This window comes from Brevundimonas sp. AVps31 (assembly GCF_058681355.1).
Genome location: NZ_CM178736.1, coordinates 1,686,588 through 1,704,263 on the forward strand (window position 1 = coordinate 1,686,588; position 17,676 = coordinate 1,704,263).

Genomic DNA, 17,676 nt, shown 5'->3' on the forward strand with positions numbered 1-17,676 from the left:
AGGCCCTTGCGAGGCCTCCCCTTTGATCGTCCGACAGCGGTCCGGTCTTACTTGCCGAACAGCTTGGCCCAGCGGCGTTTGTCGCGGTTCTTCCACGTCCCGCGGTGATAGGCGTCCGAGCCGATCAGCGGCACGACCGTGGTGGCTTCGGCGAAGACCATCTGTTCGTGCGTGGTCTGCACCTTGCCCCAGGAGGCGGCTTCCTTGAGCGTCGAGGACGAGCAGGCGCCGTCACGGACGTCGGCGACGGTGATCTGCACGGCGTATTTGTGCATCTCGGCGTCGATGCCGAGGATTTCGGCGCAGACGACGGTGTCCTGGGCGAAATTCTTGGGCACGCCGCCGCCGACCATGAACAGGCCGGTGACGCCCGCGGCGATCTTGATGTCGGTCAGTTCGCGGAAGTCGGCGACTGCGTCGATCATCAGATAGGGCTTGCCCTCGGCGATGCGCTCCTTCTGGTGCTTGACCAGACCGAAGCCGGCCGAGCTGTCGACGAAGGCCGGGCAGAAGATCGGCACGCCTTCTTCATAGGCGGTCTGGATCAGCGAACCGGGCTTCTTGGCGTTGCCCTCGCTGAGCCATTTGCCCATTTCCCAGATGAACTCGCGGCTCGAATAGGCGCGCGGCTCCAGACGGTTGCAGATCTCCAGGATGGTGTGATCGCAGTTCTGGAGCTCTTCCTCGTCGATGTAGGTGTCGTAGATCCGGTCGATGTAGTTTTCGCGCAGGACGTTGTCGTCCACCTCGCCGGCGGCCTGGTAGTGTTTGAAGCCCAAGGCCTCGAAGAAATCCATGTCGACGATCGAGGCGCCGGTGGCGACCACGGCGTCGATCATGCCGAACTTCACCATGTCGCGGTACACGTGCATGCAGCCGCCGGCCGAGGTCGAACCGGCCAGGATCAGCCAGGGCGAGCAGGCCTTGTCTTCCAGCGCCATGTTGAAGATGTCGGCGGCGCGGGCGGTGTCGCGCGACGAGAACGACATCTTGCGCATGCTGTCGATGATCGGGCGGGCGTCGAACGAGGTGATGTCGACGTGCTCCACCGTGTTCTGAAGCAGCTGGGCCTTCTGGTTCGATTGAACGGGAGCGTTCATTGCAAGGGTTTCCCTTTGATTTGAGCGCCCGTCGTTGAAAAGGAACAGCGGCCCGGACGGAGCGACGGGCCGCTGCTTATGGAACGCGTGAGCGACGCTTTCGCGTCAGCGTGACTGTTACCGGCGCGACTTCTTGCGCTGGCCGGCCTTGCCCTTGGGGCGCGACAGACGAACGATCTTGCGGGCCTGCTCTTCCGCCGTGGTGCGCACGGTCGGGATGGAGCGGGGCGCCAGGCCGTAGAGCGAGGCCATCGGGGCGTCCTCGACCGCGGCGAGATCATGCTCGCCGTAGCCGTTGAAACCGGTCGACATGGCCACGCCATAGGCGCCCAGCATGCCGATCTCGATGAAGTCGCCTTCCTGCACATCGGCCGGCAGCCAGAACGGGCCGGGCATGTGGTCGATGGAATCGCAGGTCGGACCGTAGAAGCGGAAGGGCTTCAGATCGCCCGAGCTCTCACCGTCCCGGACCAGTTTGGTCGGGAAGGGCCAGCGCGAGTGGGTGGCGTCGAACAGCGAGCCGTAGGAGCCGTCGTTCAGGTACAGGGCGTCGCCCTTGCGCAGGTCGACGCGGCACAGGACCGAGGAGGACTCGGCGACCAGCGCCCGGCCGGGCTCGCACCACAGCTCGGTCGTTTCCGACACGGGCATTTCGCGGAAACCGCGGTGGATGGCGTCGGCGTATTCGCTCATGTCCGGCGGGACCATGCCCGGATAGACCGAGGGGAAGCCGCCGCCGACATCGACGATGTCCACGAAGACGCCGGCGCGGCTGATGGCGCGACCGACCTGGGCCATGGCGGCCTCGTAGGCGGAGGGCCTCATGCATTGCGAACCGACGTGGAAGCAGACGCCCATCAGGCCGTCCTTGACCGCCTGGCGGGTGGCCAGCAGCAGGGACGGGGCCTGGTCCGGCGAAACGCCGAACTTGCCCGACAGGGAATAGGCCGCGCCGTCCGCCGAGACCGTCATGCGGACCAGCAGGTTGAGGTCGCTGGCGCCGCCCGTGGCCTCGATGATCTTGTTCAGCTCATCGTGGCTGTCGAGCGAGAAGGTGCGGACGCCGTGATCGAAATAGGCGCGGGTGATCGCGCCCCGGCTCTTGACCGGGTGCATGAAGGCCAGACGCGCGTCGGCGCTGACCGAGCGAACCAGCTCGATCTCGGCGATGGAGGCGACGTCGAAGGCGGTGACGCCAGACTCGATCAGGGTCTCGATGACCCAGCGCGAGGGATTGGCCTTCACAGCATAGAAGACGTCAGCGTTCAGATTGTCCTGGAACCAGCGCGCCGCTACGGAAACCGAACGCGGTCGCACGAGTGCGACTGGACGTTCAGGGGACCGCTCGCGGACCAGGTCCAGGGGAAATTGATACGTGCGCAATTCACGTAAACCCCTGTAATTGTTAAACCCAGACCGGCGTTAGCAGCGCAACGTTAGACCTACGGGGTCCGCCGGAAGGCGCGATATGAGGTCATACGACTGTCATGTAAAGCGGTTTTTTCTAGGCGGGCGTTGAGTTTGCTCGGCATTTGTCCGCATGCGGACCGTGCGTCGGCCCCGGCGGGCGTCCCGCCAATTACAAAGCGGCGTCGCCGAGGGCGTGGGGCGTGCCCCCGGCGCCCTTCCGCTGGACGAAATCGTCGCGGACGTGCCATTAAGACTTGCCTCGCGAGCCCTCACGGGCGATGCGGCGCGCCCTTGCAACCGCAGACCTGCGTGCTCATGACCTCAGCCACCGCCGCTGTCGCGTCCGTCAAGGACGTGTCCAAAACCTTCGGCGCCCGCAAGGCGCTGAACGGCGTCTCCGTCGAAGTCGGCGCGGGCGAAATGGTCGCCCTGATCGGCCCCTCGGGGTCGGGCAAGTCGACCCTGCTCCGCTCGATCACGGGCCTGCAGTCGATCGACAAGGGCGGCACCATCACCGTCTTCGGCGAAGTGGTCCAGAAAGACGGTCGCGTGACCGGTCAGGTGCGCAAGGCGCGCCAGAAGCTGGGCATGATCTTCCAGCAGTTCAATCTGGTCGGCCGCCTGTCGCTGTTCTCCAACGTCATGCTCGGCGCGCTCGGGCGTGTCCCCGGCTGGCGCGGCTTCTTCGGCATCTGGGAGCCGCAGGACAAGGCCCAGGCCATGGCCGCCCTGCACCGCGTCGGCGTGTCCGACTATGCGGCCCAACGCGCCAATACCCTGTCCGGCGGCCAGCAGCAGCGCGGCGCCATCGCCCGCGCCATCGTACAGGGCGCCAAGGCCATCCTGGCCGATGAGCCGGTCGCTTCGCTGGACCCGGTTTCGGCCCGCAAGGTCATGGAGCTTCTGGTCGAGCTGAACCAGCGCGACGGCATGGGCGTGATCGTCACCCTGCACCAGGTCGATTACGCCATCCGCTACTGCGAGCGTGTCATCGCCCTGCAGAAGGGCAAGGTGGTCTACGACGGGCCCTCGACCGGCCTGGACACCGCTCGGCTGATCGAAATCTACGGCCCGGAGTTCGAGGACGCCTTCTGGGAAGCCAAGGTATGATCCTTTCCGGCTGGGCGCGCCGTTCGGGCAGCGGCGTTCTCGCCGCCGCCGCGCTGGGCCTGTCCGGTCTGGCGCTGGTCGCCTGCGGCGATCGGACGGCTGTGTCCGGCAAGCCGGTCGAGGCGGTCAGCTTCTCTATCCTGTCGGCCCAGGGACAGGCCTCCGCCGGCCCCCTGTGGCAGCCGCTGCTGGACGATATGTCCAAGGCCATCGGCGCGCCGGTGACGCCGCATTTCGCCTCGACCTACGCCGCCCTCGTTGAGGACATGAAGCGGGGCGAGACCCAGGCCGGCTGGTTCTCGGCCCAGCCCGCCATCGACGCCATTCGTGACGCGGACGCCGAACTGATCGCCCGCACCGTCAGTGCCGAAGGGCTGGGCAGCTATCGCGCCACCCTGATCGTCAAGGCGGGCTCGGGCATCACCCTGGACAGCGTCATGGCCTGCGGGCGTCGCTACAGCTTCGGTCTGGGCGACAGCCAGTCGACCTCGGGCACGCTGGCCCCGCTGACCTGGCTGTTCAATCCGCGCGGCATCGACCCGGAGCGGTGCTTCTCGACTGTCCGGTCGAACAACCATGAGCGCAACGCCTTCGAGGTGGCGTCCGGCGTGCTGGACGTGGCCAGTTCGAACACCGTCAGCGCCGCGGCGCTGCAGGCCCAGAACCCGACACTCGCCGAGCAGATCCAGGTCATCTGGCAGTCGCCCCCGATCCCGGAGGGCGGCATCGTCGTGCGCGAGGATCTGGAGCCGGCGCTGAAAGAGAAGATCCGCAGCTTCTTCCTGACCTATGGACAGGGCAACGGCGTCGAGGCCGAGCGCCAGCGCCGCGTGCTGGCGGGCCTGCGCTATTCGCGCTTCAATGCCGCCGAAGACGACTATCTGGATCCAGTCCGTGAGATGATGGCCGACCAGCGACTGACCGCCGCCCGCACCGAACGCAACGCCGCCGGCGTGGCCGAGGCCGAGCAGGAACTTCAGCGCCTTCGGGCGAAACGACGTGAGGTTCAGCCGTGAACCACCCAATGACCCCCACCGCCGCTCGCACGGGCGCGTTCCGGAAAGCCAAGGGCATGAGCCGCCTTCGTACTGTCTTCGCCGCCGTTCTGGCGCTCGCCGTGGTCGTTCTCGGCCTGACTTCGGTCCCCAATGCGGTCCAGGCGCAAGAGCGCCCGCAGAAGCTGGTCTTCACCATCCTGTCGGCGGAAGGCCAGGCCTCGTCGGGCCCGATGTGGCAACCGCTGCTGGATGATCTGGAGCGCTCGGTCGGTATTCCGGTCGAGCCGGTCTTCGGCTCCAACTACAGCGTTCTGGTCGAGGCCATGAGCGCCGACCAGGCCCAGATCGGCTGGTTCTCGGCCCTGCCCGCCGTGCAGGCTATCGACCGCGCCGGGGCGGAAGTCATCGCCCGCACCGTCGATGTGGACGGCAAGGATTCCTACACGTCGTCCCTGATCGTAAAGAAGGGATCGGGCATCACCCTCGATGACGTCGTCAAGTGCGGCAAGCGCTATGACTTCGGCATCGGCGACGCCCAGTCGACGTCCGGCACCCTGGCGCCGATGACCTATTTCTTCAGTCCGCGAAACATCAACCCGCAGACCTGTTTCTCCACTGTGCGTTCGGCCAGCCACCAGGCGAACTCCTTCGCCATCGCGAACGGTTTGGTGGATGTGGCGACTTCGAACTCGGTCAACACCATCTTCCTGCGCCGCGAGAATCCGGACATCGCCGACCAGATCGAGGTGATCTGGCAGTCTCCCCCCATTCCGGAGTCGGGCATCCTGATCCGCGGCGACCTGCCTGCGGACGTCAAGGCCAGAATCCGCCAGTTCTTCACCACCTACGGTCAGGGTTATGGACCCGACGCCGAGCGCCAACGCGCGGTGATGACCAAGCTGAACTATTCCCAGTTCCGCGCCGCCGATAACAGCTACCTCGATCCCATTCGCGAGATGAAGGCCGATCAGGCCAAGCGGGAGGGCCGTCCCCCGGACGTGGCGCCGCCGTCGAACAGCGCCCAGTTCGCCAAATGGAGCCCGTTCGCCCTGATCGCGATGCTGGCCGTCTTCGCCATCATCATGAACCTCCTGCCCAAGGCCACGCCGGTTGCGGTCGATCCGGCCGTGATCCCGGGCGCTCCGAAAAAGTCCATGGCCGCATGGTCGCTGGACATCCTGCTTTGGGGCGGCTTCGCCATCATCCTGCTGGCCGCCTTCAATCGCGTGGACCTGCCCAACCTGGGCAACCTGTTCTCCGCGCCGGAGAAGATGCAACGTTACGGCAAGGCCTTCCTCAGCCCCGACTTCAGCCAGTGGAGGCTGCTGGTTGGCCAGATGTGGCTGACGGTGCAGATAGCTCTCTGGGGCACCTTCCTGGCGGTTTTCCTGGCCGTGCCGCTCAGCCTGATGGCGTCGCGCAACCTGTCGCCCGCCTGGTTGGTGTGGCCGGTCCGTCGCGTGATGGACCTGCTGCGTTCGGTCCCGGACCTCGTCGTCGCCACCCTGTTCATCGTCGCCGTGGGCCTCGGTCCGCTGGCGGGCGTGCTCGCCATCGCCCTGAACACCGCCGGCGTGCTCGCCAAGTTGTTCTCGGAAGCCGTCGAGTCGATCGACAAGGGGCCCATCGAGGGCGTCAAGGCCACCGGCGCCGGTGGGCTGCATGAGATCGCCTGGGGCGTCATCCCGCAGGTGGCCCCGCTGTGGACCAGCTTCGCGCTCTACCGCTTCGAATCGAACAGCCGCGCGGCCACCGTGCTGGGTCTGATCGGCGCCGGCGGCATCGGCCAGACCCTGTTCGAAAGCCTGCAGGCCTTCGAATATTCCAAGGTCTCGACCATTGCGATCATCATCGTCGTGGCCGTCACCCTGATCGACATGCTGTCGCAGGCGATGCGCAAGCGCCTGCTCTGAGCGGCTGCGTCATCGGCGTATGAAAAAGCCCGCCCCGTGATCCACGGGGCGGGCTTTCTTTCTGGGCTTCGAGTTTTCCCTGGGATCCGCTCATCCCCGCGAAGGCGGGGACCTAGGCTTGAGCTAGGGTTCCAATCGGTCGAACAGGTCGTGCCAGCCCGGATTCATCTCCTCGATGAGCCGCAGCTTCCATTGCCGGTTCCATTTCTTGATCTGGCGCTCGCGTTTGAAGGCCCCGGCGCGGGACTCGTGCGCCTCGAACCAGACCAGCTTGTCCACGTCGTGTTTGGCCGTGAAACTGGCTGGCCGCATGTGGGTGCGATGCTGCCACGCCCTGACGATCAGGCTGTCGGTCGAGCCTGTGTATAGAGTCCCGTTGCGGCGGCTCGCCATGATGTAGGTGTGAAAGCCCAAGGGCGGAGACCGTGGCTAAAACCTTGGGTCCCCGCCTTCGCGGGGATGAGCGGAATAAAATGCTCATCCATCGTGCACGTCAAGATTGTATCAGCCCCGCTTGAGATCCGGCGGCGTGGCCTCTTCGGTCAGGATGCGGATGGCCTCCTCGACGGTGACCAGCTCCTGCGCCTGCGAGCCGAGGCGGCGGATGGCGACCATGCCGGTTTCGGCCTCCTGCTTGCCGACCACGGCGATGACCGGGACCTTGGCGACCGAGTGCTCGCGCACCTTGTAGCCGACCTTCTCGTTGCGCAGGTCGATCTCGGTCCGCAGGCCGGCGGCCTTGAACTTCGTCACCACGTCACGGGCGTAGTCGTCGGCGTCGGAGACGATGGTCGCGACCACGGCCTGGGTCGGCGCCAGCCACAGCGGGAAGGCCCCGGCGTAGTTCTCGATCATGATGCCGATGAAGCGTTCGAACGAGCCCAGGATCGCCCGGTGCAGCATGACCGGCCGGTGCTTCTGGCCGTCCTCGGCGATGTAGGTCGCATCCAGTCGTTCCGGCAGGACATAGTCCAGCTGGATCGTGCCGCAGGTCCATTCACGGCCGATGGCGTCCTTGACGATGAAGTCCAGCTTGGGCGCGTAGAAGGCGCCGTCCCCCTCGGTGACGACCGGCTCGGTTCCGGCGGCGCGGGCGGCCTCCAGCATCAGGGCCTCGGCCTTGTCCCAGAACTCGTCCGTCCCGGCGCGGGTCTCCGGGCGGGTGCCCAGGCTGATGTAGGCGGTTTCCATGCCCAGGTCGGCATGGACCGAGCGGGCCAGGGCGATGAACTCGGCCGTCTCTTCGACGATCTGGTCCTCGCGGCAGAAGATGTGGGCGTCGTCCTGCGTAAAGCCGCGCACCCGCATCAGGCCGTGCAGCGAACCCGACGGCTCATAGCGGTGGCAGGCGCCGAACTCGGCCATGCGCAGCGGCAGTTCGCGATAGGACCGCTGGCCCTGATCGAAGATCTGCACGTGGCCCGGGCAGTTCATCGGCTTGAGGCTCAGTTCCTCGCCCTCGACCGTCTCGCAGACGAACATGTTGGGACGGTATTTCTCCCAGTGGCCGCTCTGTTCCCAGAACTTCCGGTCCAGCACCTGCGGGGTCTTCACCTCGACATAGCCGGCGGCGTCCAGACGGCGGCGCATATAGGCCTCCAGCACGCGCCACAGCACCCAGCCCTTGGGGTGCCAGAAGACCATGCCGCGGCCCTCTTCCTGCATGTGGAAGAGCTCCATCGCCTTGCCGACCTTGCGGTGGTCGCGCTTCTCGGCCTCCTCCAGACGCTGCATGTGGGCGTCCAGATCCTCCTTGGTCGCCCAGGCGGTGCCGTAGATGCGCTGCAGCTGTTCGCGCTTGGAGTCGCCGCGCCAATAGGCGCCGGCCAGCTTGGTCAGCTTGAACGCCTTGCCGACGTGGCGCGTCGAGGGGAAGTGCGGCCCCCGGCACAGGTCGATCCAGTCGCCCTGTTTGTAGAGGGTGATGGTCTCCGTCCCCGGCAGGTCGCGGATCAGCTCGGCCTTGAACTTCTCGCCCCGGTCCTCGAAGAATTTGATGGCGTCGGCCCGTTCCCAGACCTCGCGCTCGAACTTCGCATCCCGGTCGACGATCTTCGCCATCTGCTTTTCGATGGCGGCGAAGTCGTCGGTCGAGAACGGCTCCTCGCGGAAGAAGTCGTAATAGAAGCCGTCGTCAATGGCCGGGCCGATGGTGACCTGGGTGCCGGGGAACAGGGTCTGCACGGCTTCGGCCAGCACGTGCGCCGTGTCGTGGCGGATGGTGTACAGCGCGGCGGGATCGTCGCGCATGATCAGGCGGAAGTCGCCGCCGGTTTCCAGCACGCGGCGCATGTCGCGCTGCTCGCCGTTCAGCTCGGCCAGCACGGCCTTCTTGGCCAAAGAGGGCGAGATGGAGGTCGCCACGTCAAACGCCGTGGAGCCTTCGGGATACTGGCGCACGGCGCCGTCGGGGAATTTCAGGTCGATCATCGGTCTGTCTTTTCGGGCGGCGGCGGCACCGGATCATAGGTCCAGTCCATGCCGCTGAAGGGATGGCATTTACAGAGGCGTCGGACGGTGAGCCATCCCCCCCGGAGCGGTCCGTGCTGGATCAGCGCGTCCCGCCCATAGTCGGAGCAGGTCGGCTGGAACCGGCACTGCTGCCCGATCAGGGGCGACAGCGTCACCTTGTACCCGCGATGGGCCAGGCGCACGCCGCGTTCGTAGAGGGTATCGCCGAGGGCCATGTCGGTTGCGCTTATCAACCGCGCGCGCGGTTACGACAAGCGACGATCAGGCCGCACCGGCGAACCGAGTTCGGGTGTCGGGGTCTTTGCGCGTCAACGCCTGCTGCACCGCCTCCAGCGTCGCCTCGATGGCGACCATGGTGGAGGCGTGGCGGGCCGGATAGTCGGCCACCTGCTTCAGGGCGCGAAGGCCCTCGAACCGGCCCTCGGGGCCTTCACCACCGGTCTTGAGCATGGCCAGCATGGCGTCGCGCGCGCGCGTCAGCTCATCGACCGTCGCGCCGATCACCGCCTCGCCCAGCACGCCCGCCGCGGCCTGCCCCAAGGCGCAGGCCTTCACGTCCTGGGCGAAGGTTTCGACCCGGCCCTCAGTATCCAGAGTCACGTCCACGATGGCCCTGGAGCCGCACAATTTGGCGACCCGATCGCCCGTGCCGTCCGGCGCAGGCAGCCGTCCGCTGTGCGGCAGGTTCGCCGCCAGCCTGAGGATGCGCGCGCTGTAGAGCTCGTCGATCATGGGATGAAGATAGGACGGGAGGACAGGGGAGGGAAGGCTGTCACAGGCGGAAGGTCAGCCCGTCGGGCCCGATCTCCAGCGTCGCCTCCGCATAGTCCGCCAGCTTCGGATGCTCCGTCTCGATCGGGTGCGTCCAGGCCGCCGTTACGACGACCACGCCCGCGCCCGCCGCCTCGCCGGCCTGGATGCCCGCTTCGGCGTCCTCGAACACCAGGCAGTCGGCGATATCGACGCCCAGCGTCCGCGCCGCCAGTTGATAGCCCGAAGGGTCCGGCTTGCCGCGCGCGACGCGTTCGGCGGTGATCATTACGGCCGGCGGCGTCACCCCCGCCGCCTTCAGCCGCGCCTTGGCCAGAGGCACGCTGGCCGAGGTGACGATGGCCCAGCGGTCGGGGGGCAGTCGCTTCAGGAAATCGATCGCTCCGGGGATGGGTGCGACCCCGTCCACATCCTCGATCTCCCCGCGCTCCACCCAGGCGGCTTCGGCGGCGAGGTCGATGTCCGGAAGGTTCTGCTTGCGGATGGTGTCGGGTCCGCGGACGCCGTGAATGGTGGGAATAAAGCGGGCGACGTCCAGCCCGTGCCGCTCGGCCCAGCGGGTCCAGACGCGTTCGGCGGCGGCGGTCGAACTGATCAGCGTCCCATCCATGTCGAACAGGAAGGCCTGCCACAGGCGGGGATCGGCGGGGGAGGAAGCCATGCCCCCTGTTCACCACAGGGGGCGTCGCGGAACAACCGCCCAGCCGCCCGATCAGCCGCCCTGCAGCGAGCCCCAGGTGCGGCCCGGCGCCATCGCGGCGGCCTGTTGCGCACCGCCGGCGAGGCGGGCGTTCAGCCAGGCCATGTTGCTGTCCGCCTGATCCGGCGGCAGGTCGCGGCGCAGGATCTGCTCGGCCTCGCCCAATTTGCCGTTCAGACCCAGCACCATCGCCAGGTTGAGCCGCACCTTCAGCGAGGCCGCGGGCTGGGCGGCGGCGCGGCGCAGCAGGGGTTCGGCGGCGGCGTTGTCGCCCCTCGCCATGGCCGAGACGGCCATATTGGTCAGGACGTCCGGGTTCTCGGGAGAGATCGCCAGCGCCTGGGCCCAGGCGGCGCGGGCGTCCTCGGAGCGGCGCACCTGCTCATAGGCCGTGCCCAGCAGGGACCAGGGCCGCCAGTCGCCGGGATTGGTGTCGCGCGCGCGCTCCAGCGCCAGAATGCCGTAAAAGGCCTGACCGCGCGCGATGTGGGCGCGACCCAGCTCCAGCTGGGCGTCGTAGTTGGCGGGCTGCACCATCAGCACGCGCTGGGCCATGTCGGCGGCCTGGTCGTAGCGGCCCAGTTCCCGCAGCGCCTGTGATGCCTTCACGCCCGCGACGGTGTCGTTCGGCGCGATCTCGGCCTCCTGCGTCCAGAAGACCGAGCGGGTCAGGGCGTCGGCGCGGTCGGCGGCGGCCCGCGACTCCGGTCCGGCCGGGCGGGGCGCCGGAGCCGAAGTGGCCGCCGGGGCGGTGGGCGGCTGCTGCGCCAGCGCGGGCGAGGCGAGAGCGGCGAACAGGGCGACGGTTGCGATACAGGCGGTCGTGCGCGACATGGGGAAGGCGCTCCGGGAAGGTCGCCTCCAGAATCGGCCTTCCGCGTCAACTGCTGGTTAACAAAGGCCGCCGCCATGTCCGTTCTTCATCCCGACCTCCTGACCGCCGACGCCACGGGCGCGCTGCCGGTGCGCGTAGTGGGCAAGGGTGCGGCGCTGGATGGGGCCGAGCGCGCCTGGGCCGACGCCAATGACTTTACCGGCAAGGCGGGACAATTCCTGCTGCTGCCCGGCCCGGGCGGCGCGCCGGTCGGGGCCCTGTTCGGCGCCGGCGACCGGTTCGAGCCGCTCACGGCCCGCGCCCTGTCCGCGAAACTGCCCGCCGGCTTGTGGCGGCTGGACGGGGTGGAGGGCGAGGCGGCGGCGCAGGCGGCGCTGGCCTTCGCGCTCGGGGCCTACCGGTTTGATCGCTACAAGGCCAAATCCGCGACCCGCGCCCGGCTGGCCGTGCCCGGCGTGGACGTGCAACCCCAGCTGAACATCGCCGCCGCCTGCGCCCTGACGCGCGAAATGGTCGACACCCCCGCCGCCGACATGGGGCCGCTCCAGATCGAGACCATCGCGCGCGAGATCGCCGAGGCCCATGGCGCGGCCCTTTCGGTCATCACCGGCGACGCCCTGCTGGAGGAGAACTACCCGTCCGTCCACGCGGTCGGCCGCGCCGCCGCGCCGCACCGGGCGCCGCGCGTGATCGAGATCGGCTGGAACCTCGCTCGGACCGATCTCCCGCTGGTGGCGCTGGTGGGCAAGGGCGTGGTCTTCGACACCGGCGGACTGGACCTCAAGCCCGCGGCGGGCATGCGCAACATGAAGAAGGACATGGGCGGCTCGGCCCATGTGCTGGGGCTGGGGCGTCTGGTCATGCAGTCCGGCCTGCCGGTGCGGCTGGTGGTGCTGGTCGCCGCCGTCGAGAACGCCGTGTCGGGCGACGCCTTCCGCCCCGGCGACGTGCTGCAGACGCGCAAGGGCCTGACCGTCGAGGTCGGCAATACGGACGCCGAGGGGCGGCTGGTGCTGGCCGATGTCCTGACCCGCGCGGCGGAACATGCGCCGGATCTGACGCTGGACTTCGCCACCCTGACCGGGGCCGCGCGCATGGCGCTGGGGCCGGAGCTGCCGCCGCTCTATACCGATGACGAGGCCTTGGCCGCCGACATGCTGGCCGCCGCCACCGCCGTCAGCGACCCCCTGTGGCGGATGCCGCTTTGGGCCGGTTACAGGCCCGCGCTGGAGGCCGAGATCGCCGACCTGCGCAACGACCCCGCCGCCTGGGCCCAGGCCGGCTCGGTCACCGCCGCCCTGTTCCTGCAGAAGTTCGCCCCGACGACCGGCGCCTGGGCCCACATGGACATCTTCGCCTGGAACCCCCGCGCCCGCCCCGGCTGGCCCGAAGGCGGCGAGGCGCAGGGTCTGCGGGCGTCGTTCGAGATGCTGAAGCGTCGCTTCGCGGCTTAGGCAGTAGGCAGTAGGCAGTAGGGTCGCGGATCGCGGGCGCAGAGCGCAATCTCCCTATTGCCTACTGCCTACCTGCCTATTGCCCGCTCCCGTTAACCGCCCCTCCACCACCGCGCGTTAGAACACCGGCTCAACCGGACGAGCCTCGTTTGACCGCAACGGCAGACATTCTGGATCCCCGCACCACTCTTGCCCGGCCCGATCTGGCCGAGCAGGCGCTGGAGGGCGTGGTCCGCGCCGCGACCTATCGCGCGACCCGGCCGATGCGCTGCACGGCGCCGGTGGCTGATGTGCATGGCGAAACCGGCGCGCGGATCGACCAGCTGGTGTTCGGTGAACTGTTCGATGTTCTGGACGCCGAGGGCGACCGCCTCTGGGGCCGCGCCCGTCGGGACGGCGTCGTCGGCTGGATCAGCCGCGCAGACGTCACCGAGGGTGTCGTCCTTCCCAGGGTTCGGGTGGCTGTCGTCGACGCCGCCCTGCCGCTGAACGCCCTGGTGATCGAGGGCGAAGACTCCGGCTTCCAGCCCGTCGGCGTCTTCGAGGCCGATCCCGTGTCGGTGGCTGAACGCCTGATCGGCGTGCCCCATGTTCCGGGCGCCCGCACCTCACGCGGCATCGACTGCGCCGGTCTGGTGCAGCAGGCGCTGTACGCCTGCGGCCGCGCCGCGCCCCGCTATCCGGACCAGCAGGCCGAACTCGGCGCCGCCGTCGCCCGCGCCGATGCGCGCCGGGGCGATCTGGTCGTCTGGCTGCATGACGATCTGGGACCGTGGAACGGGCATTCGGCCATCCTGCTTGACGCCGACCGCGTTCTGCACGCCACCGGCCATCACGGGGCGGTGGTCGTAGAGCCGCTTGCGGAGGCCGAGGCCCGCTATGCGGCGGACGGCTTCACGGCGCCGGTGTTCAGGAGACTCTGACCCGAGCGAAGCTCAAACGAAAAAGGCCCCGCTGTCGCCAGCGGGGCCTTTTTGTCTCTGTGACCGACCTTACTGGTTGGGCGGAGCGGCGCTGGTCGCGGCGGGCGGAGCCGCCGGGGTCGCCTGGGTGGTGGCGGGAGCGGCGCCGTCAGCGGCCGGAGCGGCGGCTTCCGTGGCGGCGGCGCCTTCGGTCGGAGCCGCACCCTCGACCGGAGCGGCGCCCGGCTGGCGCGCGGGATCCGGGGCCGGGATGCCGAAGCCGCCCGAGCCCTGGCTGCGCAGCCAGGCGATCAGGTTGATGCGGGTCTGCTGGTCGCGAATACCGGCGAACGACATCTTGGTGCCCGGGACATAGCGGCCCGGGGCGGTGATGAACTGGTCGAGCTGGTCGTAGCCCCAGGTCGGCGCCTCGGCCTTGTGGCCGGCCATGGCTTCGGAATAGGCGAAACCGGCGCGGTGCATGACCGGACCGCCGACGACGCCGTACAGGTTCGGGCCGATGCCGTCCGCGCCGCCCGAAGCGACGTTGTGGCAGGCCTGGCAGCGCGCGAAGGCGGCTTCACCGGCGGCCAGATCGGCGGCCGGCAGGACCGTGCCCCAATCCGGCGGCAGGACCACTTCGGCCGGTCCGCCGGCGGCTTCTTCCGGGGCGTCGACGAAGTAGCCCATCTTTTCAGGGGCTTCGGAATGATAGATCGCGCCCGTCACCTGCTGCACGCCGATGATGACGAAGGCGGTCGCCAAGGCGGCGGCCAGGATTTTATTGCCGTTCAGATTGCCGCTCATGCGTGTCGTCGCATCCCGTAATTTAGGGCCCGGCCGCGTGAGCGGCAGGCGAATTCTTGCGTGGGCGTCTCTTACACGCTAGCGCGGCCTTCGCAACCGGCCCGGAGCGACCTTTCCGCGCGCCCGGCGTCGCAGGCAGCGAGGCAGACCGATGAATCCCCTGATAATGATTCCCGCTCGCATGGCGGCGACCCGCCTGCCCAACAAGCCGCTGGCGGATATCGGCGGCAAGCCCATGATCGTGCGCGCCTATGAACAGGCCGCCCTGTCGGGTCTTCCGGTCGCGGTGGCGGCGGGGGATCAGGCGATCGTGGACGCGATCGAAGCCATTGGCGGCACGGCCATCCTGACCGATCCGGACCTGCCGTCGGGCTCGGACCGCATTCGCGCCGCGCTGGAAAGCATCGATCCCGACGGCGCCTTTGACGCGGTCATCAACCTGCAGGGCGACATGCCCTTCGCCGATCCCGGCCTGGCCACCGCCTGCGCCGCCCTGCTGCATGGCGAGCCCGAGTGCGACATCGCGACCCTGGTGGCGCGCGAGGCGGATGTGTCCGACCGCGCCAACCCCGACGTGGTCAAGGCCGTGCTGGCCCTGTCCGAAGGCGAGCGCCACGCCCGCGCCCTCTACTTCACCCGTTCGACCCTGTACGGCGACGCCCCCGTCTGGCGGCATATCGGCCTGTACGGCTATCGCCGCGAGGCCCTGCTGCGCTTCTGCGCGGCGCCGCCGTCGCCGCTGGAGAAACGCGAAAAGCTGGAACAGCTCCGGGCCTTGGAGATGGGCCTGCAGATCTGGGCCGCCGTGATCGACGAGGCCCCGCTGTCGGTGGACAATCCGGGGGATCTGGAGGCGGCTCGGGCGCTTGCCGAGAGGGATTAGGGAGCAGGGATTAGGGATTAGGCGCGAGCTTGGTTCGGAGCGCGCTCAGCATACGGCCGACCTCCTCCGTTCGGACTAGCAAGTCATCAACCTGCTCGTCGGGTGCGAGCGTCAGGCGTTTGATGATGAGCAGGAAGGTCTCGAGTTCAGCCGCCGAGCCGCGGGCAATGCTGATGAAGTGCGCGTAGTCACGCCTCGTGCCTCGGGCGTTTCCTTCGGCGATGTTGGCGGGAATGGAGGTCGAGCAGCGGATGATCTGCCCGGAGAGACGGTACATCTCCTCCTTCGGCATGATGCGGGTTAACGCATAGACCTGACAGGCGAGGTCGAGCCCCTTGTGCCAAACGGTCAGTTCCCGATGCGATTGCGCCATCGTCTTCTCCTTGACGGCGCAACCCTAGAGCAGGGTCTCGATCCCGTAAAAGTCGAATCGATCGATCTCAGAGACCTAATCCCCAATCCCTAATCCCTCCTCAGACGTCAAACCCGTCCACCCACGCCTGCAACAGCGTCCGCGCGATCGCGATTTTCGGCGGCGCCTTGATGCTTTCATGCGTCCCCGCCAGCACGGCGGCGGCTTCCGTCCGCGTCAGCCACGCCACCGCCTCCAGCTCTGTCTGATCCGGCCGCGCGTCGTCGGAGTCCACCTCCGCGAACAGGCCGATCATCAGCTGGGACGGGAAGGGCCAGGGCTGACTGGAGTGGTAGCGGACCTTGGTCACCGTCAGCCCGGCCTCTTCCTCGATCTCGCGGGCGCAGCCTTCCTCGATGGTCTCGCCCGGCTCCAGGAAACCCGCCAGCGCGGACATCCGACCTTCCGGCCAAGCCGCCTGACGGCCCAGCAGGCATCGGTCTTCGGGGCCGCCCTTGTGGATGGCCAGCATGATGGTGACCGGGTCCACGCGCGGAAAATGCTCCGTCTTGCAGGCCGGGCAGATGCGTTTCCAGCCGCCCGAGGCCGTGTCGCTCTCGTGCCCGCAGGCGGCGCAGAAGCCATGCCGCGCGCGCCAGTCGAACAGGCTCTTGGCCAGTCCGGCCATGGCCGCGTCCACGCCCGACAGCGCCCCGGCCGCCTCGCGCATGTCCATGAAGGCGCCCAGCCCCTGCAGCGGACCCGCCGCCGGATCGACCGATCCCTCGACCTCGACCGCGAACACGGGCGCGTCTTTCCAGAGGCCGAGAAACAGCTCGCGATCCGGCACAACGGCGCGCGCATGCGTCAGTCCCAGCCATTGCAGGCGCGGCCCGTCCGCATGGTCCTCGACCAGCGGTCGCCCCTGCCACATCACCATGGCCAGCGCCTCGGGATTGCCCGCCTGCTCGGTCAGCCAGGCGGGATCGTTGCGCCGATCCCCCGCCCGATCGAGCGGATTGCCGGCGAAGGTGTTCAGGACGGGGAGGGGCATGACCTCGTTCTAGCAAGGCCACACTTGCATCGGCGAGCCCAAACCGTCATATCCCCGCTCGGAGATCGCGGGCGAAGGCTTCGCCAATCTGGTCAGGGCCGGAAGGCAGCAGCCACAACGAATTCCCCTTCGGGTCGCGGTCTCTACTTTCTCTCTGACGATCCGGTCTGACGCTCGGCGCCCTTGGTCGCGCGCAAGGCGCCCAGCATCAGGCCGCCCAGTTCGTCCTCCTCGAGCACGTAGATCGCAAAGAGCGGACGCTGCCGCAGGGCGGCGAGCAGGGCTTCGTCCTCGGCTTCCATCAGCTCGGTCTCCGGCACGAACCGGCCATTCTGTCGGGAATAGATCCAGGCGCTATAGGCGCTCTCGGTCAGCTGGGGCGGGGCGTTCAGGTACGCGTTCATCTGTTCGATCAACGCCTGCGCGTTCGCATCCGACGACATCACGCCGCAGATGTTCATCATCACGCCGGGCGTGTCGAAGAGGACAGCGCCGTCCGCGATGCCGGTCATCAACATTTCGAGCGAGTCCGGTGCGACGTTCGACGCGGGGTCGAAATTGATGTGGATGGTCAGATCCTGCACATCGTCCAGTTCGGCGCCTCCGAGGGCCTCGGGCGGCAGCGGCTTCCAGCCGATATCGCCCATCGCGGAAATGGCCGCCGCCGCGTCGCCGTCGGTTGTCACGCAGGCCTTGAGGAAGGACTGGAACGGATCGGCCGCCGCCGGCGAGGCGGCCAGCAGGGCGGCGGCGACGGTCAGCGCCGCCGCGTGAACGATCTTCAACATCTCTATCCCCCACGCCCCTTCGGCCCTCCGACCGTAGCACGCGAATTTCGCTTCACAATCCGCCGTTTCGCCTGCGCAGCGCCCGATCACCCACAGCCGCCCGGAAACTCGCTCGCGCAACCCCTTC

General features: G+C 68.0%; 18 protein-coding genes, 1 other RNA gene and 1 pseudogene. 8 read left to right on the forward strand and 12 right to left on the reverse strand.

The window, feature by feature from the left end; translation table 11 throughout:
* Nucleotides 1–47: 47 nt before the first annotated feature.
* Together ACW174_RS08090 and ACW174_RS08095 are read right to left on the reverse strand one after the other, a co-directional pair.
* A complete protein-coding gene (locus tag ACW174_RS08090; protein WP_492017137.1) occupies nucleotides 48–1,100 on the reverse strand; it encodes a 1,9-bis(guanidino)-5-aza-nonane synthase in 1,053 nt (350 codons plus the stop codon).
* A gap of 117 nt (nucleotides 1,101–1,217) precedes the next feature.
* Nucleotides 1,218–2,483 carry a type III PLP-dependent enzyme gene (locus ACW174_RS08095; protein WP_492017138.1) on the reverse strand — a complete coding sequence of 422 codons (1,266 nt, stop codon included), beginning with the start codon at nucleotides 2,481–2,483 and terminating at the stop codon, nucleotides 1,218–1,220.
* 342 nt (nucleotides 2,484–2,825) lie between these two features.
* Here ACW174_RS08095 and phnC point away from each other — a divergent pair, with 342 nt between their 5' ends.
* The 4 genes and pseudogenes from phnC to phnE all read left to right on the forward strand — a co-directional run bounded on the left by phnC (nucleotide 2,826) and on the right by phnE (nucleotide 6,531).
* Nucleotides 2,826–3,620 carry a phosphonate ABC transporter ATP-binding protein gene (gene phnC, locus ACW174_RS08100; RefSeq protein WP_492017139.1) on the forward strand — a complete coding sequence of 265 codons (795 nt, stop codon included), beginning with the start codon at nucleotides 2,826–2,828 and terminating at the stop codon, nucleotides 3,618–3,620.
* Nucleotides 3,617–4,636 (forward strand): phosphate/phosphite/phosphonate ABC transporter substrate-binding protein, encoded by a 1,020-nt coding sequence (gene phnD / locus ACW174_RS08105; protein WP_492017140.1) that lies wholly within the window; start codon nucleotides 3,617–3,619, stop codon nucleotides 4,634–4,636. The genes phnC and phnD (ACW174_RS08105) overlap by 4 nt, the downstream gene beginning before the upstream one ends.
* A 56-nt stretch (nucleotides 4,637–4,692) precedes the next feature.
* Nucleotides 4,693–5,493, forward strand: a pseudogene (gene phnD / locus ACW174_RS08110) (phosphate/phosphite/phosphonate ABC transporter substrate-binding protein); the annotation flags it as partial.
* A gap of 207 nt (nucleotides 5,494–5,700) precedes the next feature.
* Nucleotides 5,701–6,531 carry a phosphonate ABC transporter, permease protein PhnE gene (gene phnE, locus ACW174_RS08115; protein WP_492017253.1) on the forward strand — a complete coding sequence of 277 codons (831 nt, stop codon included), beginning with the start codon at nucleotides 5,701–5,703 and terminating at the stop codon, nucleotides 6,529–6,531.
* Between the two features lie 123 nt (nucleotides 6,532–6,654).
* Here phnE and ACW174_RS08120 read toward each other — a convergent pair whose 3' ends face one another.
* From ACW174_RS08120 to ACW174_RS08145, 6 genes are all read right to left on the reverse strand, one after another.
* Complete coding sequence (locus ACW174_RS08120) at nucleotides 6,655–6,945, reverse strand: GIY-YIG nuclease family protein (protein ID WP_492017141.1); 291 nt, start codon at nucleotides 6,943–6,945, stop codon at nucleotides 6,655–6,657.
* Between the two features lie 90 nt (nucleotides 6,946–7,035).
* Complete coding sequence (gene thrS / locus ACW174_RS08125; protein WP_492017142.1) at nucleotides 7,036–8,961, reverse strand: threonine--tRNA ligase; 1,926 nt, start codon at nucleotides 8,959–8,961, stop codon at nucleotides 7,036–7,038.
* Nucleotides 8,958–9,218: a membrane protein insertion efficiency factor YidD gene (gene yidD / locus ACW174_RS08130; RefSeq protein WP_492017143.1), complete on the reverse strand. Its 261-nt coding sequence runs from the start codon at nucleotides 9,216–9,218 to the stop codon at nucleotides 8,958–8,960. The genes thrS and yidD overlap by 4 nt, the downstream gene beginning before the upstream one ends.
* 46 nt (nucleotides 9,219–9,264) lie before the next feature.
* Nucleotides 9,265–9,735, reverse strand: a complete 471-nt coding sequence (locus ACW174_RS08135) for an iron-sulfur cluster assembly scaffold protein (protein ID WP_492017144.1) — start codon at nucleotides 9,733–9,735, stop codon at nucleotides 9,265–9,267.
* A gap of 40 nt (nucleotides 9,736–9,775) precedes the next feature.
* Nucleotides 9,776–10,435 (reverse strand): HAD-IA family hydrolase, encoded by a 660-nt coding sequence (locus tag ACW174_RS08140; RefSeq protein ID WP_492017145.1) that lies wholly within the window; start codon nucleotides 10,433–10,435, stop codon nucleotides 9,776–9,778.
* Between the two features lie 51 nt (nucleotides 10,436–10,486).
* Nucleotides 10,487–11,308 (reverse strand): tetratricopeptide repeat protein, encoded by an 822-nt coding sequence (locus ACW174_RS08145; RefSeq protein ID WP_492017146.1) that lies wholly within the window; start codon nucleotides 11,306–11,308, stop codon nucleotides 10,487–10,489.
* A gap of 75 nt (nucleotides 11,309–11,383) precedes the next feature.
* Here ACW174_RS08145 and ACW174_RS08150 point away from each other — a divergent pair, with 75 nt between their 5' ends.
* Nucleotides 11,384–12,763 carry a leucyl aminopeptidase family protein gene (locus ACW174_RS08150; RefSeq protein WP_492017147.1) on the forward strand — a complete coding sequence of 460 codons (1,380 nt, stop codon included), beginning with the start codon at nucleotides 11,384–11,386 and terminating at the stop codon, nucleotides 12,761–12,763.
* 149 nt (nucleotides 12,764–12,912) lie between these two features.
* Complete coding sequence (locus tag ACW174_RS08155) at nucleotides 12,913–13,686, forward strand: C40 family peptidase (protein WP_492017148.1); 774 nt, start codon at nucleotides 12,913–12,915, stop codon at nucleotides 13,684–13,686.
* Nucleotides 13,687–13,755: 69 nt separating this feature from the next.
* Here the strand turns inward: ACW174_RS08155 and ACW174_RS08160 are convergent, their stop codons facing one another.
* Nucleotides 13,756–14,472 carry a c-type cytochrome gene (locus ACW174_RS08160; protein WP_492017149.1) on the reverse strand — a complete coding sequence of 239 codons (717 nt, stop codon included), beginning with the start codon at nucleotides 14,470–14,472 and terminating at the stop codon, nucleotides 13,756–13,758.
* Nucleotides 14,473–14,623: 151 nt separating this feature from the next.
* On the opposite strand from ACW174_RS08160, the gene ACW174_RS08165 reads away from it, so the two are divergent.
* Entirely contained in the window at nucleotides 14,624–15,355 is a 732-nt protein-coding gene (locus ACW174_RS08165; RefSeq protein ID WP_492017150.1) for a 3-deoxy-manno-octulosonate cytidylyltransferase, read from the forward strand.
* 10 nt (nucleotides 15,356–15,365) lie between these two features.
* On the opposite strand, the gene ACW174_RS08170 is transcribed toward ACW174_RS08165, so the two are convergent.
* Together ACW174_RS08170 and nudC are read right to left on the reverse strand one after the other, a co-directional pair.
* Entirely contained in the window at nucleotides 15,366–15,728 is a 363-nt protein-coding gene (locus ACW174_RS08170; protein WP_492017151.1) for a four helix bundle protein, read from the reverse strand.
* A gap of 100 nt (nucleotides 15,729–15,828) precedes the next feature.
* Entirely contained in the window at nucleotides 15,829–16,761 is a 933-nt protein-coding gene (gene nudC, locus ACW174_RS08175; RefSeq protein WP_492017152.1) for an NAD(+) diphosphatase, read from the reverse strand.
* A 56-nt stretch (nucleotides 16,762–16,817) separates the two neighbouring features.
* Between nudC and ffs the strand changes: the two genes are divergently transcribed.
* An RNA gene (gene ffs / locus ACW174_RS08180) (signal recognition particle sRNA small type) lies at nucleotides 16,818–16,913 on the forward strand.
* On the opposite strand, the gene ACW174_RS08185 is transcribed toward ffs, so the two are convergent.
* Nucleotides 16,905–17,669 carry a hypothetical protein gene (locus tag ACW174_RS08185; protein ID WP_492017153.1) on the reverse strand — a complete coding sequence of 255 codons (765 nt, stop codon included), beginning with the start codon at nucleotides 17,667–17,669 and terminating at the stop codon, nucleotides 16,905–16,907. The two genes, ffs and ACW174_RS08185, sit on opposite strands and share 9 nt — an antisense overlap.
* Nucleotides 17,670–17,676 lie beyond the last annotated feature (7 nt).

Coding starts and splice junctions, on each gene's coding strand:
- nudC (WP_492017152.1), bottom strand. CDS start 16,761: ATGCCCCTCCCCGTCCTGAACACCTTCGCCGGCAATCCGCTCGATCGG.
- ACW174_RS08165 (WP_492017150.1), top strand. CDS start 14,624: ATGAATCCCCTGATAATGATTCCCGCTCGCATGGCGGCGACCCGCCTG.
- ACW174_RS08140 (WP_492017145.1), bottom strand. CDS start 10,435: ATGGCTTCCTCCCCCGCCGATCCCCGCCTGTGGCAGGCCTTCCTGTTC.
- yidD (WP_492017143.1), bottom strand. CDS start 9,218: ATGGCCCTCGGCGATACCCTCTACGAACGCGGCGTGCGCCTGGCCCAT.
- ACW174_RS08090 (WP_492017137.1), bottom strand. CDS start 1,100: ATGAACGCTCCCGTTCAATCGAACCAGAAGGCCCAGCTGCTTCAGAAC.
- phnE (WP_492017253.1), top strand. CDS start 5,701: ATGAACCTCCTGCCCAAGGCCACGCCGGTTGCGGTCGATCCGGCCGTG.
- ACW174_RS08135 (WP_492017144.1), bottom strand. CDS start 9,735: ATGATCGACGAGCTCTACAGCGCGCGCATCCTCAGGCTGGCGGCGAAC.
- ACW174_RS08150 (WP_492017147.1), top strand. CDS start 11,384: ATGTCCGTTCTTCATCCCGACCTCCTGACCGCCGACGCCACGGGCGCG.
- phnC (WP_492017139.1), top strand. CDS start 2,826: ATGACCTCAGCCACCGCCGCTGTCGCGTCCGTCAAGGACGTGTCCAAA.
- ACW174_RS08170 (WP_492017151.1), bottom strand. CDS start 15,728: ATGGCGCAATCGCATCGGGAACTGACCGTTTGGCACAAGGGGCTCGAC.
- ACW174_RS08160 (WP_492017149.1), bottom strand. CDS start 14,472: ATGAGCGGCAATCTGAACGGCAATAAAATCCTGGCCGCCGCCTTGGCG.
- thrS (WP_492017142.1), bottom strand. CDS start 8,961: ATGATCGACCTGAAATTCCCCGACGGCGCCGTGCGCCAGTATCCCGAA.
- phnD (WP_492017140.1), top strand. CDS start 3,617: ATGATCCTTTCCGGCTGGGCGCGCCGTTCGGGCAGCGGCGTTCTCGCC.
- ACW174_RS08145 (WP_492017146.1), bottom strand. CDS start 11,308: ATGTCGCGCACGACCGCCTGTATCGCAACCGTCGCCCTGTTCGCCGCT.